The organism is Phyllobacterium sp. GQ127 (assembly GCF_059758635.1).
Map to the genome: position 1 here is coordinate 176,186 of NZ_JCAXDZ010000003.1, position 15,683 is coordinate 191,868.

A 15,683-nucleotide genomic window follows, 5' to 3' on the forward strand; every position below is an offset into this window, starting at 1 on the left:
ATGCATGATCATGAGCGTTCAAATACGCCCGTTGCAAAAATCGGACGAAGCAGAATGGCGCCGTCTATGGACCGGTTATCTCGATTTCTACGAAACGAAAGTATCGGAGGACGTTTACCAAACCACCTTCGCCCGTTTGAACTCCGGTGATGATCATGAATATAGCGGCCTGATCGCTGAGGTTGATGGCAAGCCGGTCGGCCTTACTCATTATCTGTTTCACCGGCATAATTGGAGCATTGAAAATGTCTGCTATTTGCAGGATCTCTATGCTGACCCTGAAATACGCGGCAAAGGCGTCGGCCGGGCATTGATCGAAGCCGTTCACGCTGAAGCAAAAAAGGCCGGTGCCCATTCGGTTTATTGGCTGACCAATCAGAACAACGACACCGCTCGCCAGCTTTATGATCGGATCGCGAAAGTAACGCCCTTTATCAAATACGTTAAATCAATCTGACTGAACTCCTCAGCTAAGAATTCCTAGCGGTAGTAATCGCCCACCTTGACGCGGGCGATACCCAAGCATATTAATCAAGTCATCAGATGACTTGAGGACTTTGGAATGCAGCCTGCCGCGCGAACAAATCTTGCCGACAATGCGGTCAGTAATATACGGGCTGAAATTACCGCCAAACGGTGGCAGGTGGGCGAGCGCATTCCCAATGAAGCGACGCTGGCGGACATGCTGGGCGTCAGCCGCGGAACCGTACGTGAAGCTGTCCGCGTTCTCGTTGCGCAGGGCTTTCTCGATACGCGGCAGGGCTCTGGCACCTATGTCCAGTCTATTACCGGATCGGAAGACCGTCTTTTGCGTATCCGCCGCACGGGCCTGCGTGATCAGGTCGAAACCCGCTGTGCTTTGGAGGTTGAAGCGGCCCGGCTGGCTGCCACGCGCTTCACGCCGGAAACAATCATCAAGCTACGCGACATACTTGCAGATCGCGGCGAGTATAATCCTGCCGCTCATGATCGTTACATCGAGCGTGATCTGAAGTTCCACAAGGCAGTGGTGGCCGCATCGGGCAACCGGGCTTTGATGGAAGTCTATGATTTCTTTTCGCTGTCCATAGGGGAAATCATCAAGGCAACCGTCACGGGCGAATTGCCCGAACCTGATATGGCGGCTCATGCCGCGATCATCGACGCCATTGAATCGGGAAATCCCGAAAAGGCCGAAGCCACCACACGCGCCTTCATGGCACCTATCCTTGCTGAACTTGATCGGCTTCTCACATCATGAACCAACATATGCCTTCCAATGACGCTCAGCCCGCAACGATCGAGCAGTTGATCGACGCCGAAATCGATTCCACGCCAACACCGCGCGCACCGGTTTTTGCAAGCAGGACGATTGAGATCATAACCGGCATGAGTCTCGTCCTGATCGCATTCAACCTGCGACCTCTATTTTCCAGCGCCTCCGCACTCCTGCCGGAAATCATTGCGCAAACCGGATTATCGTCATTCGGCGCTGGCGTTCTGACAACGCTTCCCGTTGTTTGCCTTGGTGCGTTTGCACCCATAGCGCCGAGATTGGCACAACGGATTGGCGCGGAGCGCACATTGCTTGGCGTTCTCCTTTTGCTGGCCTTGGGCACGGCCTTGCGTGGCTTCTCCTCCCTGCCCTTGCTTTTCATTGGAACTGCGCTCGCCGGTGCATGCATAGCAGTCGGCAATGTCCTGCTTCCGGGATTGGTGAAGCGTGACTTTGCCAGCCGCACCGGCATGATGACCGGCCTCTACACAATGGCACTTTGTGCAGGCGCGGCAAGTGCCGCAGGCGTCACAGCACCATTGCAGCATGTATTTAGCGGGTCCTGGTCTTTAGCACTGGGTGCTTGGGCGGTACCGGCTTTGGTGGTTGCGCTCATCTGGTTCCCGCATGCATTTTTCCGTAAAGTTCGAACCAAGCATGCGGGATTTCGCGTTGAAGGTCTTTGGCGCGACCGCCTCGCCTGGCAGGTCACCCTCTTCATGGGCCTGCAATCATCTCTTGCCTATTGCATCTTTGGCTGGCTGTCGCCGATCCTGCGTGATCGGGGAATGGACGGCGTTACGGCAGGTGTGGTGGTTTCAGTTTCCATCATGGCCCAAGTGGTCACGTGCCTTGGCGTTCCCTCCGTCGCCGTCCGGTGCAAGGATCAACGGCTTGTCAGCGTCACTCTCGTCGCATTTGCTCTGATTGGGCTACTGGGAATGCTGTTTGCACCATTGTCAGGCGTATGGCTCTGGGCAGTCATCCAAGGCATAGGCCAAGGTGGTTTGATCGCACTGGCGATGACGATCATCGTTCTGCGCTCTCCGGATTCTCACATTGCTTCTCATTTGTCAGGCATGGCGCAATGTGTTGGCTATACACTTGCTGCGATAGGACCATTGCTCGTTGGCCTCATCCACAAATTGACAGACAGTTATAGCGCCACATCGATACTATTTGTTTTGCTGGCTCTGGGTGCTGCCTTTTTCGGTTGGGGTGCCGGTCGTGCACTCCATGTCGGCGCGCGCACTGTCGAGCTTTCTGGCAAGCCATCCAATAAGTAGGCGCTTGGAACAAAAACTCCTTACCCGCATTCTTCCAAATGGCGTGTAAGGAGTTGAGCTTTGGCACCGAGAGCAAATTGGAAGGGCTATTTGAAAGTTGGCGAACTGACTTGCCCTGTCGCGCTCTATACCGCGGCTTCGACATCTGACCGCATCGCCTTTCATACCCTTAACCGCACGACCGGCAATCGCGTCCATCGCCAATTCGTTGATAGTGACAGCGGTAAGCCTGTTGAACGGGAAGATCAGGTAAAAGGCTACGAGGTTGGCGACAATGATTATATTGTGCTTGAACCCGAAGAAGTAGCGGCCGCCGTACCGGAAAGCGACAAGACCCTTTCGATTGAGGCATTTGTCGGAGTTGACGATCTCGACGACGTCTATTTTGACAAGCCATACTATCTCGCGCCAAGCGATAAAAACGGGGAAGAGGCTTTCGCTTTGATCCGGGAAGGAATGAAAGCCAAGAAAGTTGTCGCTCTTGCCCAGACAGTGATTTTCCGACGCGCTCGAACACTCCTCATTCGGGCTGAAGATCAGGGCCTGATCGCAACAACCTTGAATTTTGACTACGAAGTCCGTTCCGCCAAGGATGCTTTCAGCGATATTCCGGAAATGAAGATCAAGGGCGAGATGCTCGATCTCGCAAAGCATATTATCGAGACCAAAAAAGGCTCATTCGACCCGTCAAAATATGAAGACCGCTACGAGGCAGCCTTGGCCGAACTGGTGAAGGCAAAACTTGAGGGCAAGAAGATCGAAGCCAGAAAACCGGTCAAGTCCGACAAGGTGGTGGACCTCATGGAAGCGCTGCGCGAGAGCGCCAAAGCGCTGGGCGGCAAAAAGCAAGACACTGCCAGCAAAACCAAAGCCAAAACCAAAGCAGAACCGGCACGACGGAAGGCAAGCTGATCCATGGTTGCGCTTGAAACATACCGCAAGAAACGCGACTTCAACACAACATCGGAGCCTAAAGGACGCAAAGCTCGCAAAGCCGGAAACAGCTTTGTCATACAGAAACATGACGCCACGCGGCTGCATTATGATTTACGTCTGGAAATGGATGGCGTTTTGAAAAGTTGGGCAGTGACACGGGGCCCAAGCCTTGTACCAACGGAAAAGCGGCTGGCGGTTCATGTTGAGGACCATCCGCTCGAATATGGCGATTTCGAAGGCACAATCCCAAAAGGCGAATATGGGGGCGGTACTGTCATCGTGTGGGATCGCGGCACATGGGAGCCCATCCATGATCCCGAACGCGGTTATGCCAAAGGCCATTTGGAATTCGAGTTGCATGGCGAAAAACTGAAGGGACGCTGGCATCTTGTACGTATGCATGGAAGGCCGCGCGAAAAACGGGAGAACTGGCTGCTGATCAAGGGTGACGACGATGTGGCCCGTACTTCCAAAGATCCCGATATTTTGAAAGAACAGCCCAATTCTGTGAAGACCGGTCGTGACCTTGCCGCTGTGGCGGGGGAAGAACCCGGCTGGTCATCCAAGACGGGCAAAATTGAAAAGAAGAAACCAACAAAATCCAAAACTGCAAAACCCGCAAAAACAGAGCTTGTCCAACCCGATGTGCCAGACCCTTCAGATGTTAAAGGTGCCAAAAAGGCTCCGCTTCCCGAATTCGTCGAACCCACTCTTGCAACGCTAACCGCAAAACCGCCGGAGGGAGACCGCTGGATTCATGAGATAAAATATGACGGCTATCGCCTCCAAGCGCGCATTGAAGCCGGACGCGTTAAACTGCTCACGCGCACCGGCCTCGATTGGACAAAGAAGTTTGGCAAAGAGGTTGTCGGCGCATTTCAGGATTTGCCGATAGGTACAGCGATGATTGACGGCGAACTGGTGGTCGAAACCTCTGCTGGCGCATCAGACTTTTCCTCATTGCAAAACGATTTGAGCGAAGGTCGCACCGACCGTTTTATATTCTACGTGTTCGATCTGCTCTATCTCGATGGTTATGATCTACGCGCACTTCCGCTCATTGAGCGCAAGGCAATGCTGGAACAGCTCGCGGCCAATTCAACGGACCCCATTCGCTACAGCGGTCACTTCAACGAAAATGGCGCTACCGTTCTCAGTCATGCTTGCCGTCTTAGCCTCGAAGGCATTGTCTCAAAATTGCGAGACGGCCCTTATCGTTCCGGGCGCGGCAAAAGCTGGATGAAGGCAAAATGTTCGTCGCGGCAGGAGTTTGTCATTGCTGGTTACGTCCCTTCAACAACTTCCCGCAGAGCCATCGGTTCATTGGTCATGGGCGTCTATAATGGCAAGAAGCTCGAGCATGTGGGCCGCGTTGGCACAGGCTATAGCGCCGCCGTGGCAGAAGACCTGTTCAAACGGCTTGAGCGCATTCGCTCCCCGGAAAGCCCCTTTGCCGAGCGCTTGAGTGCTGATGCGTCAAGAAAGGTCCGATACACCAAACCACAGCTTGTTGCCGAGGTGGAGTTCCGTGCCTGGACCGGCGACGGTAACCTGCGTCATGCTGCTTTTCGCGGTTTGCGGGAAGATAAAGTGCCAACCGATGTGGTGCGGGAAATACCGAAATCCGCAGTCACTTCACAATCTCAACCTAAGAGGCGCACCGTGAGACTCACCCATCCGGATCGCATTTACTGGCCAGAGGAAGGCGTGACCAAGGAAGGTCTCGCCGATTATTACACCGATATATGGAAATATATCGAGCCATTCATCACCAAAAGGCCCTTGGCATTGCTGCGCAGTCCTGAGGGTATAAATGGACAGGCTTTCTTCCAGAAACATGCGTGGAAAGGGCTGAACCCCAATATCACGCTGGTCAAGGATCCAAAGGACAAGGATGACGAGCCCCTGATCAGCATTAATGATCTCGATGGTTTGATCGGTCTGGTCCAATCCGCAGTTCTTGAAATCCACCCGTGGGGCTCGACCGTGGCGGATTGGGAGCACCCGGATATGATCATCATGGATCTTGATCCGGGCGAAGGTGTGGATTGGGAAACAGTCATTGCCGGAGCTTATGAAACCCGCGACCGGTTACAGCAGGCTGGACTGGCCGCCTTCGTCAAGACATCTGGCGGAAAGGGCTTGCATGTCGTCTCGCCAATCAAGCCCAAAGCAAATTGGCCCGATGTAAAGGCTTTCACCAAAGCTATTGCAGACAGTATGGCAGCCGACAGTCCTGATAAATATGTTTCGACCATCACCAAGTCGAAGCGTAAAGGCAAAATACTCATTGATTATCTGCGCAACCAACGAGGCATGACTGCGGTAGCACCGTATTCCACACGCGCAAGGCCCGGCGCGGCCGTATCCATGCCGCTCGCATGGGATGAGCTTACCCCCGGGATCGGCCCTGCCTATTTCACAGTGTTGAACGCGCCGACCCGAATGGCATCGATCAAACGCGATCCTTGGGCTGACTTTCGCGCCGCCGCAGCACCAATCGAGAAGACCAAGACCACGCGAGGCAAGAAGCAGGCTTAGCTCTTTTTCTTGCCCTCGCTGGCAATGCTCTTGCGCAGCGCATCCATAATATTGATGACATTGCTCGGCTTCTCGGCCTCGACCTTGGGTTTTGGCGGACGCTTCTTACCCTTTTTCTTGGCTGCGATGATCTCAAGCAATCGATCTTGAACCGGATCATCGACCATTTTTGGGTCCCAAGGCTTGGTACGCTCATCGATGAGGGTTTTGACCAGCGCCATCATCTTGCTCTCGGGCTTGCCATTCTTGGTATCGCCAAAATATTCATCGCGACTGCGAACCTCGTCGCCATATCGCAACGTCCATAAAATGATGCCTTTGCCGCGTGGTTCCAGCATGACTGCCCGCTCGCGCCGATACATGACAAGCCTTGAAATGCCAACGCGCCCCGTTGCTTCCATGGCATCCCGGATCACTGAAAAAGCCTCCTCGCCGACGGGATCATCCGGCGTCAGATAATGAGGCTTGTCATACCATATCCAATCGATGCTATCGCGCGGGACAAACATTTCAATATCAATGGTTCGGGTGCTCTCCAGACCAACGGCGTCAATTTCGTCCTCTTCGAGCATGACATATTCATCTTCGCCGCGCTCATACCCCTTGACCTCGTCATCCTCGTCGACGGCCTTGCCGGTAACGCCATCCACATATTGGCTGACGACGCGGTTACCCGTCTTGCGGTTCAAAGTACGAAACTTGACCTTTTCATTGTCGGTCGTAGCCGGAGCCATGGCGACGGGACATGTCACCAGCGAGAGCTTCAGGTAACCTTTCCAGAATGAACGCGGTGCCATGAGCGCAAACCTTTCCCATACGTTTCACGCAACGGATTCATCCTGCATTTTGTTCCAGCAATGGTTTTTTCCAGCTGTCGGAACAGCAAGACCGGATCAGCGTTACACTCCGGCGACAAGGGGAGATAATATGCAGTTCGACCACGCTTACTACGCGAAAAAATTGGGATTGAAGCTGGTCGACCCGGAAACTTTTACACTCAAACGCGAAACGGCAAAAAACGGCGCCCGCTACATTCGCGTGGATGGCCGCCCTGCCGCAAAGAAGCATATTGAACGTATTCTCGCCCTTGCTATCCCACCGGCCTGGACCAACGTTTTATGCTGCGACGACGATTGCGGACATATTCAGGCTATCGGCTACGATGTCCTTGGGCGGCGTCAATACATCTATCATCCAAATTGGGAAGCTGTCCGCAATAGCACGAAGACCCATCGCCTGCTGGCATTCGGCAAAGCACTGCCGCGAATCCGCAAACGGATTGCGCGTGACATCCAGCGTGCCCCCACATCAGGTAAATCTCTTGCAGCCCTGGCCGTAAAGCTCATCGACAAGAAGGCTTTTCGGGCCGGGCATGAAAAATATGCCAAGGATGGGGGACGCGGCATTGCCACGCTCAAAAGCAGTGACTTGAAGATCAACGGCAATATCGCCAACTTTATTTTCGCCGGGAAATCAAAGAAAACGAACAAGATTTCCATCGCGGATCGCTCTGCCGTCAAGCGCTTGAAGGCGCTGAAACGACGTGGGCGATTGTTTCAGTACAAGGACAATAAACGATGGCGCAGCCTTCATGCTCAAGAGCTCAACGATTATTTACGCGAAGTTTCCGGCTCAAAAGTTAGCACCAAGGATTTTCGGACATTCCACGGATCTGCACGCGCACTGGCATTTCTTGCGGAAGTGGAAGCTGAAACCGATACGCAGAAAAAACGTGCGGTCGCGGCAGCCATGCGCGATGTAAGCAACTTCTTGCGCAATACCCCAGCGGTTACCCGCTCAAGCTACGTCCATCCCCTGGTCACGGAGAGTTTCTTTGCCGGCGAACTGGATCGTTCCTTGCTGCGCGCGCCCCATCGCAAGGGCCTGACAGGACCCGAAACCGGCCTTATGCGCCTCCTTGAGAAAGCTGGCACTTAACCGAAAAAACAGGCCACGCTAAATTTTCTGTTCGGCCGGAAATTTTGCATTGCGGTAAGTAGCGCACAGATAAAGCAAATTAAATGCAGTTTGCGGGACGTGAGAAAATACGCTTAGCTTGGCAGGATTGCCGAGCATCAGGGACGTGTCCCACGTACGCTTGATATGTGCTCGCGCCCAACAATGGAGGCGTATGATGGCACTATTAGATAGAGACAGGCGCATATTTGCAACCAGTGACTGGGAGGTCATGCAGCGAGCACACGACAAGGCTTCGCAAATGTTGGACCGCTGCCCGAAAACCCATTCCCGCTGCAACGAATTGGCGAGAACCGTTATGGCGCTCTTTGACAGTGGTATTCGAGATGTCGACGAATTGGCGGCAATGGCCGCCAATCGTGAACTCGGTCATCTGGCCGTAACGGGCTATTTTCAAAAGCCCTTCGCCTTCAAATCATCATCGGTGATAAGCGAGAATCGTCATTAAAAAGACTGCTGCAGACGGAACATACGATGATTGAATCTTGCCAGCAAGATTCAATCATATTTGCCTGACGTTGAAACGACCATATCAGACAATTCATCCGGACCCCGACATCCGTTGAGGCCCTCGGTCGGCTATTTCACCCTCCCCCTCGCATTTTCACCGCCTCAAGTGCCTTTTCGCCAAAGATTAGTCCGTCTTCCCCCAATATCTTCAGCCGGAAAACTGGTTTGGAACAAATTCTCTGCTACATGCAATTGAACGGCTAAATTCAATACAATCATTGGGGGTGATTACATGCCGACACTTTACTCGATAAAACCGGCTTTTCAGAATTTGCTCCGCCCCTTGGTTGGACGTCTTGTGGCAATCGGCGCCACTGCAAATCAGGTCACTGTCGCCGCTACGCTCATCTCCGTGGCCACAGGTGTTGTGATCGCGCTTTTCCCCGATAACACATTGTTGTTCTGGCTGTTGCCCTTGGTACTTTTCGTTCGCATGGCCCTTAATGCGATTGATGGAATGATGGCGCGGGAGTTTGGTCAGGCATCCAAGCTTGGTGCCTATCTGAATGAGATCGGCGACATTGTTTCGGATGTAGCTCTTATACTGCCGTTTACGTTGGTATGGCCCTTCGAACCTGTCGAGGTTGTGGCGTTCGCCATTACCGCAATCATAGCAGAATATGCAGGTGTGCTGGGGGTGATGACAGGCGGTGGCCGCGCCTATGACGGCCCATTCGGAAAAAGCGACCGCGCTCTGGCGCTGGGCATTATCGCCGCCTTGATCGGCAGCGGTCTTGATCTACCTTCGTGGTTTGGCTGGGTATTCCCGGCTATGGCGCTTCTATCCGTCTTTACCATGATAAATCGTATCCGCGCCGGTCTTCGCCGCGCCAATTCCTGAAATCACCTCTGCGGGAGCAAACCCATGTCCGTTGACTCAACTCTTGATCCCGCAACAGATGGCGTCGAGGAAACTACCTTTCGCACCCACGACGGAACCGAGCTTTTCTATCGCAAGTGGCCAGCGAAATCCAAAAAGCCGAAGGGTGCGATTGTCCTTCTGCACAGGGGGCATGAACATGGTGGCCGTGTTTCCCATCTGGTTGAGGAGCTTGGTCTGAGTGACTTCGCATTCTATGCCTGGGATGCCCGTGGTCATGGCCGTTCACCTGGCGAACGTGGTTATTCTCCATCCTTTGCGGCCTCTGTCCGCGATCTCGACAGCTTTGTAAAACATATATGCGAAACGGGTGGCTTTGCAGTCGAAGATATCGCGGTCATTGCGCAATCAGTGGGTGCCGTTCTGGCGGCGACATGGGTCCATGACTATGCGCCGCCGATCCGCGCGCTGGTGCTCGCCTCCCCGGCTTTCAGCGTGAAACTCTATGTGCCATTTGCGCGTGAAGCCATCTGGCTCTGGCAGAAACTGAAGGGGCAGTTCTTCGTAAACTCTTACGTTAAAGCCAAATTTCTCACCCACGATCCCGCGCGTATTGCCTCCTTTGACAATGACCCGCTCATCACTCGCGCTATTGCCTCCAATATATTGCTTGACTTGTACACAACTGCCGAACGCGTTGTGAACGATGCGCGCGCCATCATTGTGCCAACGCAAATGCTTATTTCCGGCAGCGACTGGGTGGTCAGACATTCTCCCCAGCATCGGTTCTACGAGAATCTGGCCCATCCTTTAAAAGAACGACATGTGCTAGAGGGCTTTTACCACGATACTCTTGGCGAGAAAGATCGCGCAATCGCCGTTGCCCATGCAAGGCGGTTCATACTTGAATGTTTTGATGTAAAGCCAGAGGCGCTTGATGTCACAAAAGCCCATCAGACAGGTTTTACCCGCGATGAACAGGACAGATTGTCATCGCCGCATGACCTGCTTTCCTTGAAAGGCCTTTACTGGGCGCTCTATCGCGCCTCCATTCGCTTTAGTGCACTTTTTTCAAAGGGCTTGAAAACAGGCGTTGATACCGGTTTCGATTCCGGTTCCACACTTGATTATGTCTACGAAAATGAACCGCGTGGCATGGGTCCCGGCGGCAAATTAATCGACAAGCAATTTCTGCAAGCCATCGGCTGGCGAGGTATCCGCCAGCGCAAAGTGCATCTGGAAGAGCTTATCGACACTGCTCTGGCAAAGTTGCAGCAAGCAGGCCGAAGCACCAATATTCTCGATATTGCTGCTGGTCATGGCCGCTACGTGCTTGATGCGATTGCTAAATCCACGCTGAAACCGACAAGCGTCCGGCTGCAGGATTATTCGCCGATTAATGTGGATGCCGGGCGGAAATCCATCGCAGAGCGTAAGCTGGAAGAGATCGCAAGTTTCCATCAGGCTGACGCTTTTGATGGCGAAAAACTTGCCGCGATCCAGCCCGCGCCGGATCTGGCGATTGTCTCCGGTCTCTACGAGCTTTTTCCGGATAATGCCCTCATCGAACGCTCGCTTGGTGGCCTTGCCAAATCCATGCAGGCTGGCAGCCTTCTGATCTACACCAACCAGCCATGGCATCCTCAACTTGAAATGATTGCACGAGCGCTCACTTCGCATCGTGGCGGCGAGGCCTGGGTCATGCGCCGCCGCACTCAAGCGGAAATGGATCAACTGGTCGCGGCGGCTGGTTTCAGGAAGATTGACCAGCGCATCGATGAGTGGGGCATCTTCACTGTTTGCGTCGCCGAACGCATATGACGGAACAAACCACACCCATCGGAGCATGGCGCTTCGACCAGACTGTCGCCAAACGGGCACTGATCTGGCTTGTTTGTCTTGCGCCCTTGTTTTACGCAAGTTACGGAACTGCCAATTGGCTGGCATCGCAGCGTGCAGATGTTCCCAACATCACCTTTGCCTGGGAACATGCCATTCCCTTTATTGCATGGACGATCTTTCCCTATTGGTCGATCAATCTGTTTTATGGCCTTTCGCTGTTTTTCAACGACACCCCACTTGAAGTTGATCGTTTGGCAAAACGCTATTTAACAGTGCAACTCATCGCCGTTGCCTGCTTCATCGCATTCCCACTGACCGCAATCTTCCAGAAGCCCGCCACCAGCGGCGCTGCCGGGTTTCTTTTTGATATGCTTGGAGGCTTCGACAAACCATTCAATCAAGCGCCATCGCTGCACATCGCCCTTTTGGCGATTATCTGGTCGCATTGGCGCATACGACTGTCAGGCATCACCCGCTGGATGTGGCATATCTGGTGTGCATTGATTGGGCTTTCGGTTCTCACCACCTACCAGCACCATTTCATCGACATCCCGACAGGACTGCTTCTAGGCCTGTTTGCGCTATGGCTCTTTCCGGCGCGGGCTCCTTCACCTCTCGCGGCGTTCCGCCTGACCAATGATACCAAAGCGCGACGCATTGGCACCTATTATGCGGCAGGAAGCCTGTTGTTTCTGCTAGCTGCCATTTTTGGAACGGCATCATCGCCCGCATTTCTGTTTTGCCTGTGGCCAGCTCTTGCACTCGCAATAGTGTCTCTTGGCTATTTGGGTGCAGGGCCCGCTGTCTTTCAAAAGAATTTTCAGGGCACGTTTTCTTTTGCCAGCAAATGGCTGCTGGCGCCCTACCGCCTCGGCGCGATCATCAATAGTCGCATCTGGACACGCAATCTTACGGCCTCTGTTGCCATTCGCAAGAACATTCATCTGGGCCGGTTGCCGCGAAGAGACGAGCAGTTGCGATTTGCAACAATCATTGATCTCACTGCTGAGCTGGCAAAGCCTTCCGGTATAAATGTTGACTGGCAATCAGTCCCACTTCTGGATCTCGTTTCACCGCCATCCGCTGAACTGCAGCGAGCAGCTGACGCTATAGAGCTCGCCCGAAACAAGGGTCCCGTTCTTGTTTGCTGCGCTCTCGGCTTCCAGCGCAGCGCTGCCGCAATTGCCATGTGGCTCATGCAGTATGACAGCGCCAAAACTGCTGCCGATGCTATCCAGATAGTCGCATCCAAAGGCAGGCGCATTCATCTAACAGAAGACATGCTTTTTTCAGCGCCAAATCCGCATGAATGAGCGAGCCGGAGCCTTTGCTTCTCGCCTCCAGCGCCAAGGCATGGGTTTTGGCATCGTCACTATTTGCCTGATGCTGATCCTTCTTTTTGGCGAAGCCCGGCGATGGGGTCATATCGCGACTGCCGCCAGCGGCTTCATCGTCTTGTTTCTCGCCGCCTATATGCTTTTTGAAGCCGCTCTTTTCAGGCTCATAGCTTCAAAGCCAAGCGAAGAAGAAGGCTGCCGTGCCGTGGATAAATTGCTGGCAAAGCTGCATTTGCGAAGATTTCCGCAGGCGACACGCATGCTGGATGCGCGAATGGCGGGCACAAACCGCCTCTTGTTAAAGCTGCATCTTGCATTTGTTGTTTTTCTTGTTCTATTCGCTGGCATTACAACCTATGGGTTGTGGGGGCACATATGAATTTAAAAGCAATGATGAGACGAAGCTGCGCAATGCTGCTGGCCGGGCTGGCACGCGGTATCACGGGTGTTCGTCCAATCTGGCAAGGATGCTCACCATCAGATCGCCAGCGTATCTATTTCGCCAACCATTGCAGTCACGGCGACTTTATCCTGCTTTCTTCCAGTCTGCCGCCGCGTGAACGCGAGCGCACACGTGCTGTTGCCGGGGCCGACTACTGGAAGCGCAATAAATTGCGGCACATTCTGGCAAAGGACTTGCTGAATACGGTGCTGGTTGATCGCAATTGGGTCGAGCGTGCGGATGATCCGATGGTCATCATGCTCGATGCACTTGCGCAAGGCAGCTCGCTGATTGTCTTTCCCGAAGGCACGCGCAACATGACGGAGGAACCGCTGCTGCGCTTTCGCTCGGGGCTTTATAATCTTGCCCTAGCGCGCCCCGATGTTGAACTCGTGCCCTGCTGGATCGAAAACATGTCACGCGTCTTGCCGAAAGGCGCATTTTTGCCAGTCCCGCTACTATGCCGCGTGGTCTTTGGCACGCCAGTGGTGCTTGAGCCGAATGAGGACCGCAAGGATTTCCTCGCGAGAGCACGCCAATCCCTGCTCGATCTTTCGCCGGAACGGCAGAAGGTGCTTAATCATGGCTGAAACGGTCTGGCTCTTTATCGGCTTGCTCGGCGTGCTCACGCTTGCTAGCGCCATTGCGACCATGCTGACCTGGAAAAGTCGGCGCACAGCGGATGTTCTGCCCTCCACGCTGGTCAACCTCAACTCGCGCATCAAGGCGTGGTGGATCATGATTGGCGGCATTTCCGTCGCCTTCCTGTTTGGCAAACAGGGCGTTATTCTCCTGTTCGCTTTCGTCTCATTCGCGGCTTTACGCGAATATGTCACCCTTACCCATACGCGCCGCGGCGATCATCATATCCTCATCGGCATGTTTCTGGTCATCATTCCCATCCAATATTACCTGCTGTGGATTGAATGGTACGGCCTCTACTCAATCTTCGTGCCGGTTTATTGCTTCCTCGCCATGCCAGCCCTGACTGCGATTTCCGGTGATACGGAACGCTTTCTTGAACGTGTCAGCGAGCAGCAATGGGGCATCATGCTGTCGGTCTATTGCATCAGTCATGTACCCGCGCTGCTGACATTGCCGATCCCAGGCTTTGAAGGCAAAGGCCTGCTTCTCATCGCCTTCCTGATCGCCACCGTCCAAGGCAGTGACGTGCTGCAATATGTATTTGGCAAGCTGTTTGGAAAGCACAAGGTTGCGCCCAAAATCTCCCCTTCCAAAACTTGGGAAGGTCTGATCGGCGGCATTATCAGCGCTTCGTTGCTGGGAGCGTCATTGGCGTGGCTGACACCATTCACCGTGATTCAAGCCGGTCTGATGGCCGGTCTTGCCTGTATCATGGGATTCTTCGGCGGCCTCGTTGCTTCAGCTATCAAGCGGGATCGCGGCGTCAAGGATTGGGGCCATATGATTGAAGGCCATGGCGGTATGCTCGACCGGGCGGACAGCCTGATTTTCGCCGCCCCGGTCTTTTTTCACATCGTTCGCTATTTCTGGGTTCCCTAGGTCAGACCCTAGAGCAAATCCGCCTTGGCGAGATCACGCAGCAAATGGCTTGTTCCGTAAGTCCAGGCTGCACACTCGGTCGAAAGCCTGACACGGTTCGACAATGTACCCAGCGTCGGCGTGGAAATTGAAACCACGTCATTCATCTTATGGGTGAAGCCCTTGCCCGGACCATCGCGGTCTTTGACCGGTGCGAACATGGTACCGAGATAGAGCACCAGACCGTCCGGATATTGATGGTGCCGGCCAATAGTCGCTTCCACCAGCGATTCTGGCGTGCGCGAAATCTTGGCCATGTTCGACGCACCATCCAGAACAAAGCCATCCGTGCCCTCGACACGCATGCTGAGCTCGGCGTTCTTCACCGTTTCGATTGTAAAATCTCCATCGAAAAGACGAATGAGCGGCCCGACTGCCCCCGACGCATTATTATCCTTGGCCTTGCCGAGAAGCAGTGCCGAACGACCTTCAACGTCGCGCAAATTCACATCATTGCCAAGCGTCGCACCAACAATCCTCCCGGCACTCGAAACCACCAGCACAATTTCCGGTTCCGGATTGTTCCAGCTTGAAATTGGATGGAGACCCACATCAGAACCGTAGCCGACTGTCGACATCGGCTGGCCCTTGGTAAAGATTTCCGCATCGGGTCCAATTCCCACTTCGAGATATTGGCTCCACGCGCCTCGGGCAATCAAGGCTTCCTTGACCTTCATGGCTGCCGGGGAACCTGGCACGATCTGTGATAAATCCGCACCAATCAGATTGAGAACATCGGAACGCAGCGAATCCGCCTTTGCCTTGTCGCCTTTTGCTTGCTCTTCAATGACACGTTCAAGCATTGATGCCACAAAGGTAACACCTGAAGCCTTCACGGCCTGCAAATCGATGGGCGATACCAGAGACGGTGCGCCGGAATTGGTGGTTTCCGACCAGCTGTTTTCGGCAATCGTGTTGATATCGCCGATTTCCACGCCTTCAGCCTGCGCCACATAAGCTGCGGGGTTTTCCAGTTCAGCTATATCGCGAACCGTTGGCGCTGATTTACTCGTTATATCGAAGACTGTCCCCCCACGCACAGTGATGACACGCGGATAGTTGCAACCCGGCAATTTGGCTCTACCGAGTAGAATACCCTTGTCAGGAACAGTTGCACTGGACATGGCTCGACTTCCTTCAGACTTGCAATAAGAATTCATGGGCGGGGATAGGC

The 15,683-nt window shown here is 53.8% G+C and carries 15 protein-coding genes; 13 read left to right on the forward strand and 2 right to left on the reverse strand.

The features are described 5' to 3' along the window. Positions 1–10: 10 nt before the first annotated feature. The 5 genes from AC6CHM_RS12860 (at position 11) to ligD (ending at position 6,018) form a co-directional block, all read left to right on the forward strand. On the forward strand, positions 11–457 hold the full coding sequence (locus tag AC6CHM_RS12860) for a GNAT family N-acetyltransferase (RefSeq protein ID WP_115054270.1): 447 nt from the start codon (positions 11–13) through the stop codon (positions 455–457). A 105-nt stretch (positions 458–562) separates the two neighbouring features. Beyond that, positions 563–1,240: a FadR/GntR family transcriptional regulator gene (locus AC6CHM_RS12865; protein ID WP_336442063.1), complete on the forward strand. Its 678-nt coding sequence runs from the start codon at positions 563–565 to the stop codon at positions 1,238–1,240. Beyond that, complete coding sequence (locus AC6CHM_RS12870) at positions 1,237–2,541, forward strand: CynX/NimT family MFS transporter (RefSeq protein WP_498173433.1); 1,305 nt, start codon at positions 1,237–1,239, stop codon at positions 2,539–2,541. The genes AC6CHM_RS12865 and AC6CHM_RS12870 overlap by 4 nt, the downstream gene beginning before the upstream one ends. A gap of 60 nt (positions 2,542–2,601) precedes the next feature. Then, positions 2,602–3,453, forward strand: coding sequence for a non-homologous end joining protein Ku (gene ku, locus AC6CHM_RS12875; RefSeq protein ID WP_354343401.1), 852 nt, complete (start codon positions 2,602–2,604; stop codon positions 3,451–3,453). Between the two features lie 3 nt (positions 3,454–3,456). Beyond that, on the forward strand, positions 3,457–6,018 hold the full coding sequence (gene ligD / locus AC6CHM_RS12880) for a DNA ligase D (protein ID WP_498173434.1): 2,562 nt from the start codon (positions 3,457–3,459) through the stop codon (positions 6,016–6,018). Here ligD and ku (AC6CHM_RS12885) read toward each other — a convergent pair. Next, the gene (gene ku, locus AC6CHM_RS12885; RefSeq protein WP_115054189.1) at positions 6,015–6,815 is read right to left on the reverse strand and encodes a non-homologous end joining protein Ku; all 801 of its coding nucleotides are present in this window, start codon (positions 6,813–6,815) and stop codon (positions 6,015–6,017) included. The two genes, ligD and ku (AC6CHM_RS12885), sit on opposite strands and share 4 nt — an antisense overlap. Positions 6,816–6,945: 130 nt before the next feature. On the opposite strand from ku (AC6CHM_RS12885), the gene AC6CHM_RS12890 reads away from it, so the two are divergent. The 8 genes from AC6CHM_RS12890 to AC6CHM_RS12925 all read left to right on the forward strand — a co-directional run bounded on the left by AC6CHM_RS12890 (position 6,946) and on the right by AC6CHM_RS12925 (position 14,470). Further along, a complete protein-coding gene (locus AC6CHM_RS12890; protein ID WP_337354276.1) occupies positions 6,946–7,956 on the forward strand; it encodes a DNA topoisomerase IB in 1,011 nt (336 codons plus the stop codon). Between the two features lie 250 nt (positions 7,957–8,206). After that, positions 8,207–8,443: a hypothetical protein gene (locus AC6CHM_RS12895; protein ID WP_498173436.1), complete on the forward strand. Its 237-nt coding sequence runs from the start codon at positions 8,207–8,209 to the stop codon at positions 8,441–8,443. Positions 8,444–8,737: 294 nt separating this feature from the next. Beyond that, on the forward strand, positions 8,738–9,346 hold the full coding sequence (locus AC6CHM_RS12900; protein WP_115054186.1) for a CDP-alcohol phosphatidyltransferase family protein: 609 nt from the start codon (positions 8,738–8,740) through the stop codon (positions 9,344–9,346). Positions 9,347–9,370: 24 nt separating this feature from the next. Beyond that, positions 9,371–11,146: a bifunctional alpha/beta hydrolase/class I SAM-dependent methyltransferase gene (locus tag AC6CHM_RS12905; protein ID WP_498173438.1), complete on the forward strand. Its 1,776-nt coding sequence runs from the start codon at positions 9,371–9,373 to the stop codon at positions 11,144–11,146. Then, positions 11,143–12,480 carry a phosphatase PAP2/dual specificity phosphatase family protein gene (locus AC6CHM_RS12910; RefSeq protein ID WP_336442056.1) on the forward strand — a complete coding sequence of 446 codons (1,338 nt, stop codon included), beginning with the start codon at positions 11,143–11,145 and terminating at the stop codon, positions 12,478–12,480. Before AC6CHM_RS12905 ends, AC6CHM_RS12910 begins: the two co-directional genes overlap by 4 nt. Further along, positions 12,473–12,883, forward strand: a complete 411-nt coding sequence (locus AC6CHM_RS12915; protein ID WP_115054183.1) for a hypothetical protein — start codon at positions 12,473–12,475, stop codon at positions 12,881–12,883. The genes AC6CHM_RS12910 and AC6CHM_RS12915 overlap by 8 nt, the downstream gene beginning before the upstream one ends. Next, complete coding sequence (locus AC6CHM_RS12920) at positions 12,880–13,536, forward strand: lysophospholipid acyltransferase family protein (protein WP_337354271.1); 657 nt, start codon at positions 12,880–12,882, stop codon at positions 13,534–13,536. Before AC6CHM_RS12915 ends, AC6CHM_RS12920 begins: the two co-directional genes overlap by 4 nt. Next, a complete protein-coding gene (locus tag AC6CHM_RS12925; protein WP_115054181.1) occupies positions 13,529–14,470 on the forward strand; it encodes a phosphatidate cytidylyltransferase in 942 nt (313 codons plus the stop codon). The genes AC6CHM_RS12920 and AC6CHM_RS12925 overlap by 8 nt, the downstream gene beginning before the upstream one ends. An 8-nt stretch (positions 14,471–14,478) precedes the next feature. On the opposite strand, the gene AC6CHM_RS12930 is transcribed toward AC6CHM_RS12925, so the two are convergent. Beyond that, a complete protein-coding gene (locus tag AC6CHM_RS12930; RefSeq protein WP_498173440.1) occupies positions 14,479–15,633 on the reverse strand; it encodes a fumarylacetoacetate hydrolase family protein in 1,155 nt (384 codons plus the stop codon). Between the last annotated feature and the right edge of the window lie 50 nt (positions 15,634–15,683).

Bases quoted from the DNA above. Each gene is read 5' to 3' on its own strand.
- AC6CHM_RS12860 (WP_115054270.1), top strand. From the start codon at position 11: ATGAGCGTTCAAATACGCCCGTTGCAAAAATCGGACGAAGCAGAATGG.
- AC6CHM_RS12865 (WP_336442063.1), top strand. From the start codon at position 563: ATGCAGCCTGCCGCGCGAACAAATCTTGCCGACAATGCGGTCAGTAAT.
- AC6CHM_RS12870 (WP_498173433.1), top strand. From the start codon at position 1,237: ATGAACCAACATATGCCTTCCAATGACGCTCAGCCCGCAACGATCGAG.
- ligD (WP_498173434.1), top strand. From the start codon at position 3,457: ATGGTTGCGCTTGAAACATACCGCAAGAAACGCGACTTCAACACAACA.
- ku (WP_115054189.1), bottom strand. From the start codon at position 6,815: ATGGCACCGCGTTCATTCTGGAAAGGTTACCTGAAGCTCTCGCTGGTG.
- AC6CHM_RS12890 (WP_337354276.1), top strand. From the start codon at position 6,946: ATGCAGTTCGACCACGCTTACTACGCGAAAAAATTGGGATTGAAGCTG.
- AC6CHM_RS12895 (WP_498173436.1), top strand. From the start codon at position 8,207: ATGCAGCGAGCACACGACAAGGCTTCGCAAATGTTGGACCGCTGCCCG.
- AC6CHM_RS12900 (WP_115054186.1), top strand. From the start codon at position 8,738: ATGCCGACACTTTACTCGATAAAACCGGCTTTTCAGAATTTGCTCCGC.
- AC6CHM_RS12905 (WP_498173438.1), top strand. From the start codon at position 9,371: ATGTCCGTTGACTCAACTCTTGATCCCGCAACAGATGGCGTCGAGGAA.
- AC6CHM_RS12910 (WP_336442056.1), top strand. From the start codon at position 11,143: ATGACGGAACAAACCACACCCATCGGAGCATGGCGCTTCGACCAGACT.
- AC6CHM_RS12915 (WP_115054183.1), top strand. From the start codon at position 12,473: ATGAATGAGCGAGCCGGAGCCTTTGCTTCTCGCCTCCAGCGCCAAGGC.
- AC6CHM_RS12920 (WP_337354271.1), top strand. From the start codon at position 12,880: ATGAATTTAAAAGCAATGATGAGACGAAGCTGCGCAATGCTGCTGGCC.
- AC6CHM_RS12925 (WP_115054181.1), top strand. From the start codon at position 13,529: ATGGCTGAAACGGTCTGGCTCTTTATCGGCTTGCTCGGCGTGCTCACG.
- AC6CHM_RS12930 (WP_498173440.1), bottom strand. From the start codon at position 15,633: ATGTCCAGTGCAACTGTTCCTGACAAGGGTATTCTACTCGGTAGAGCC.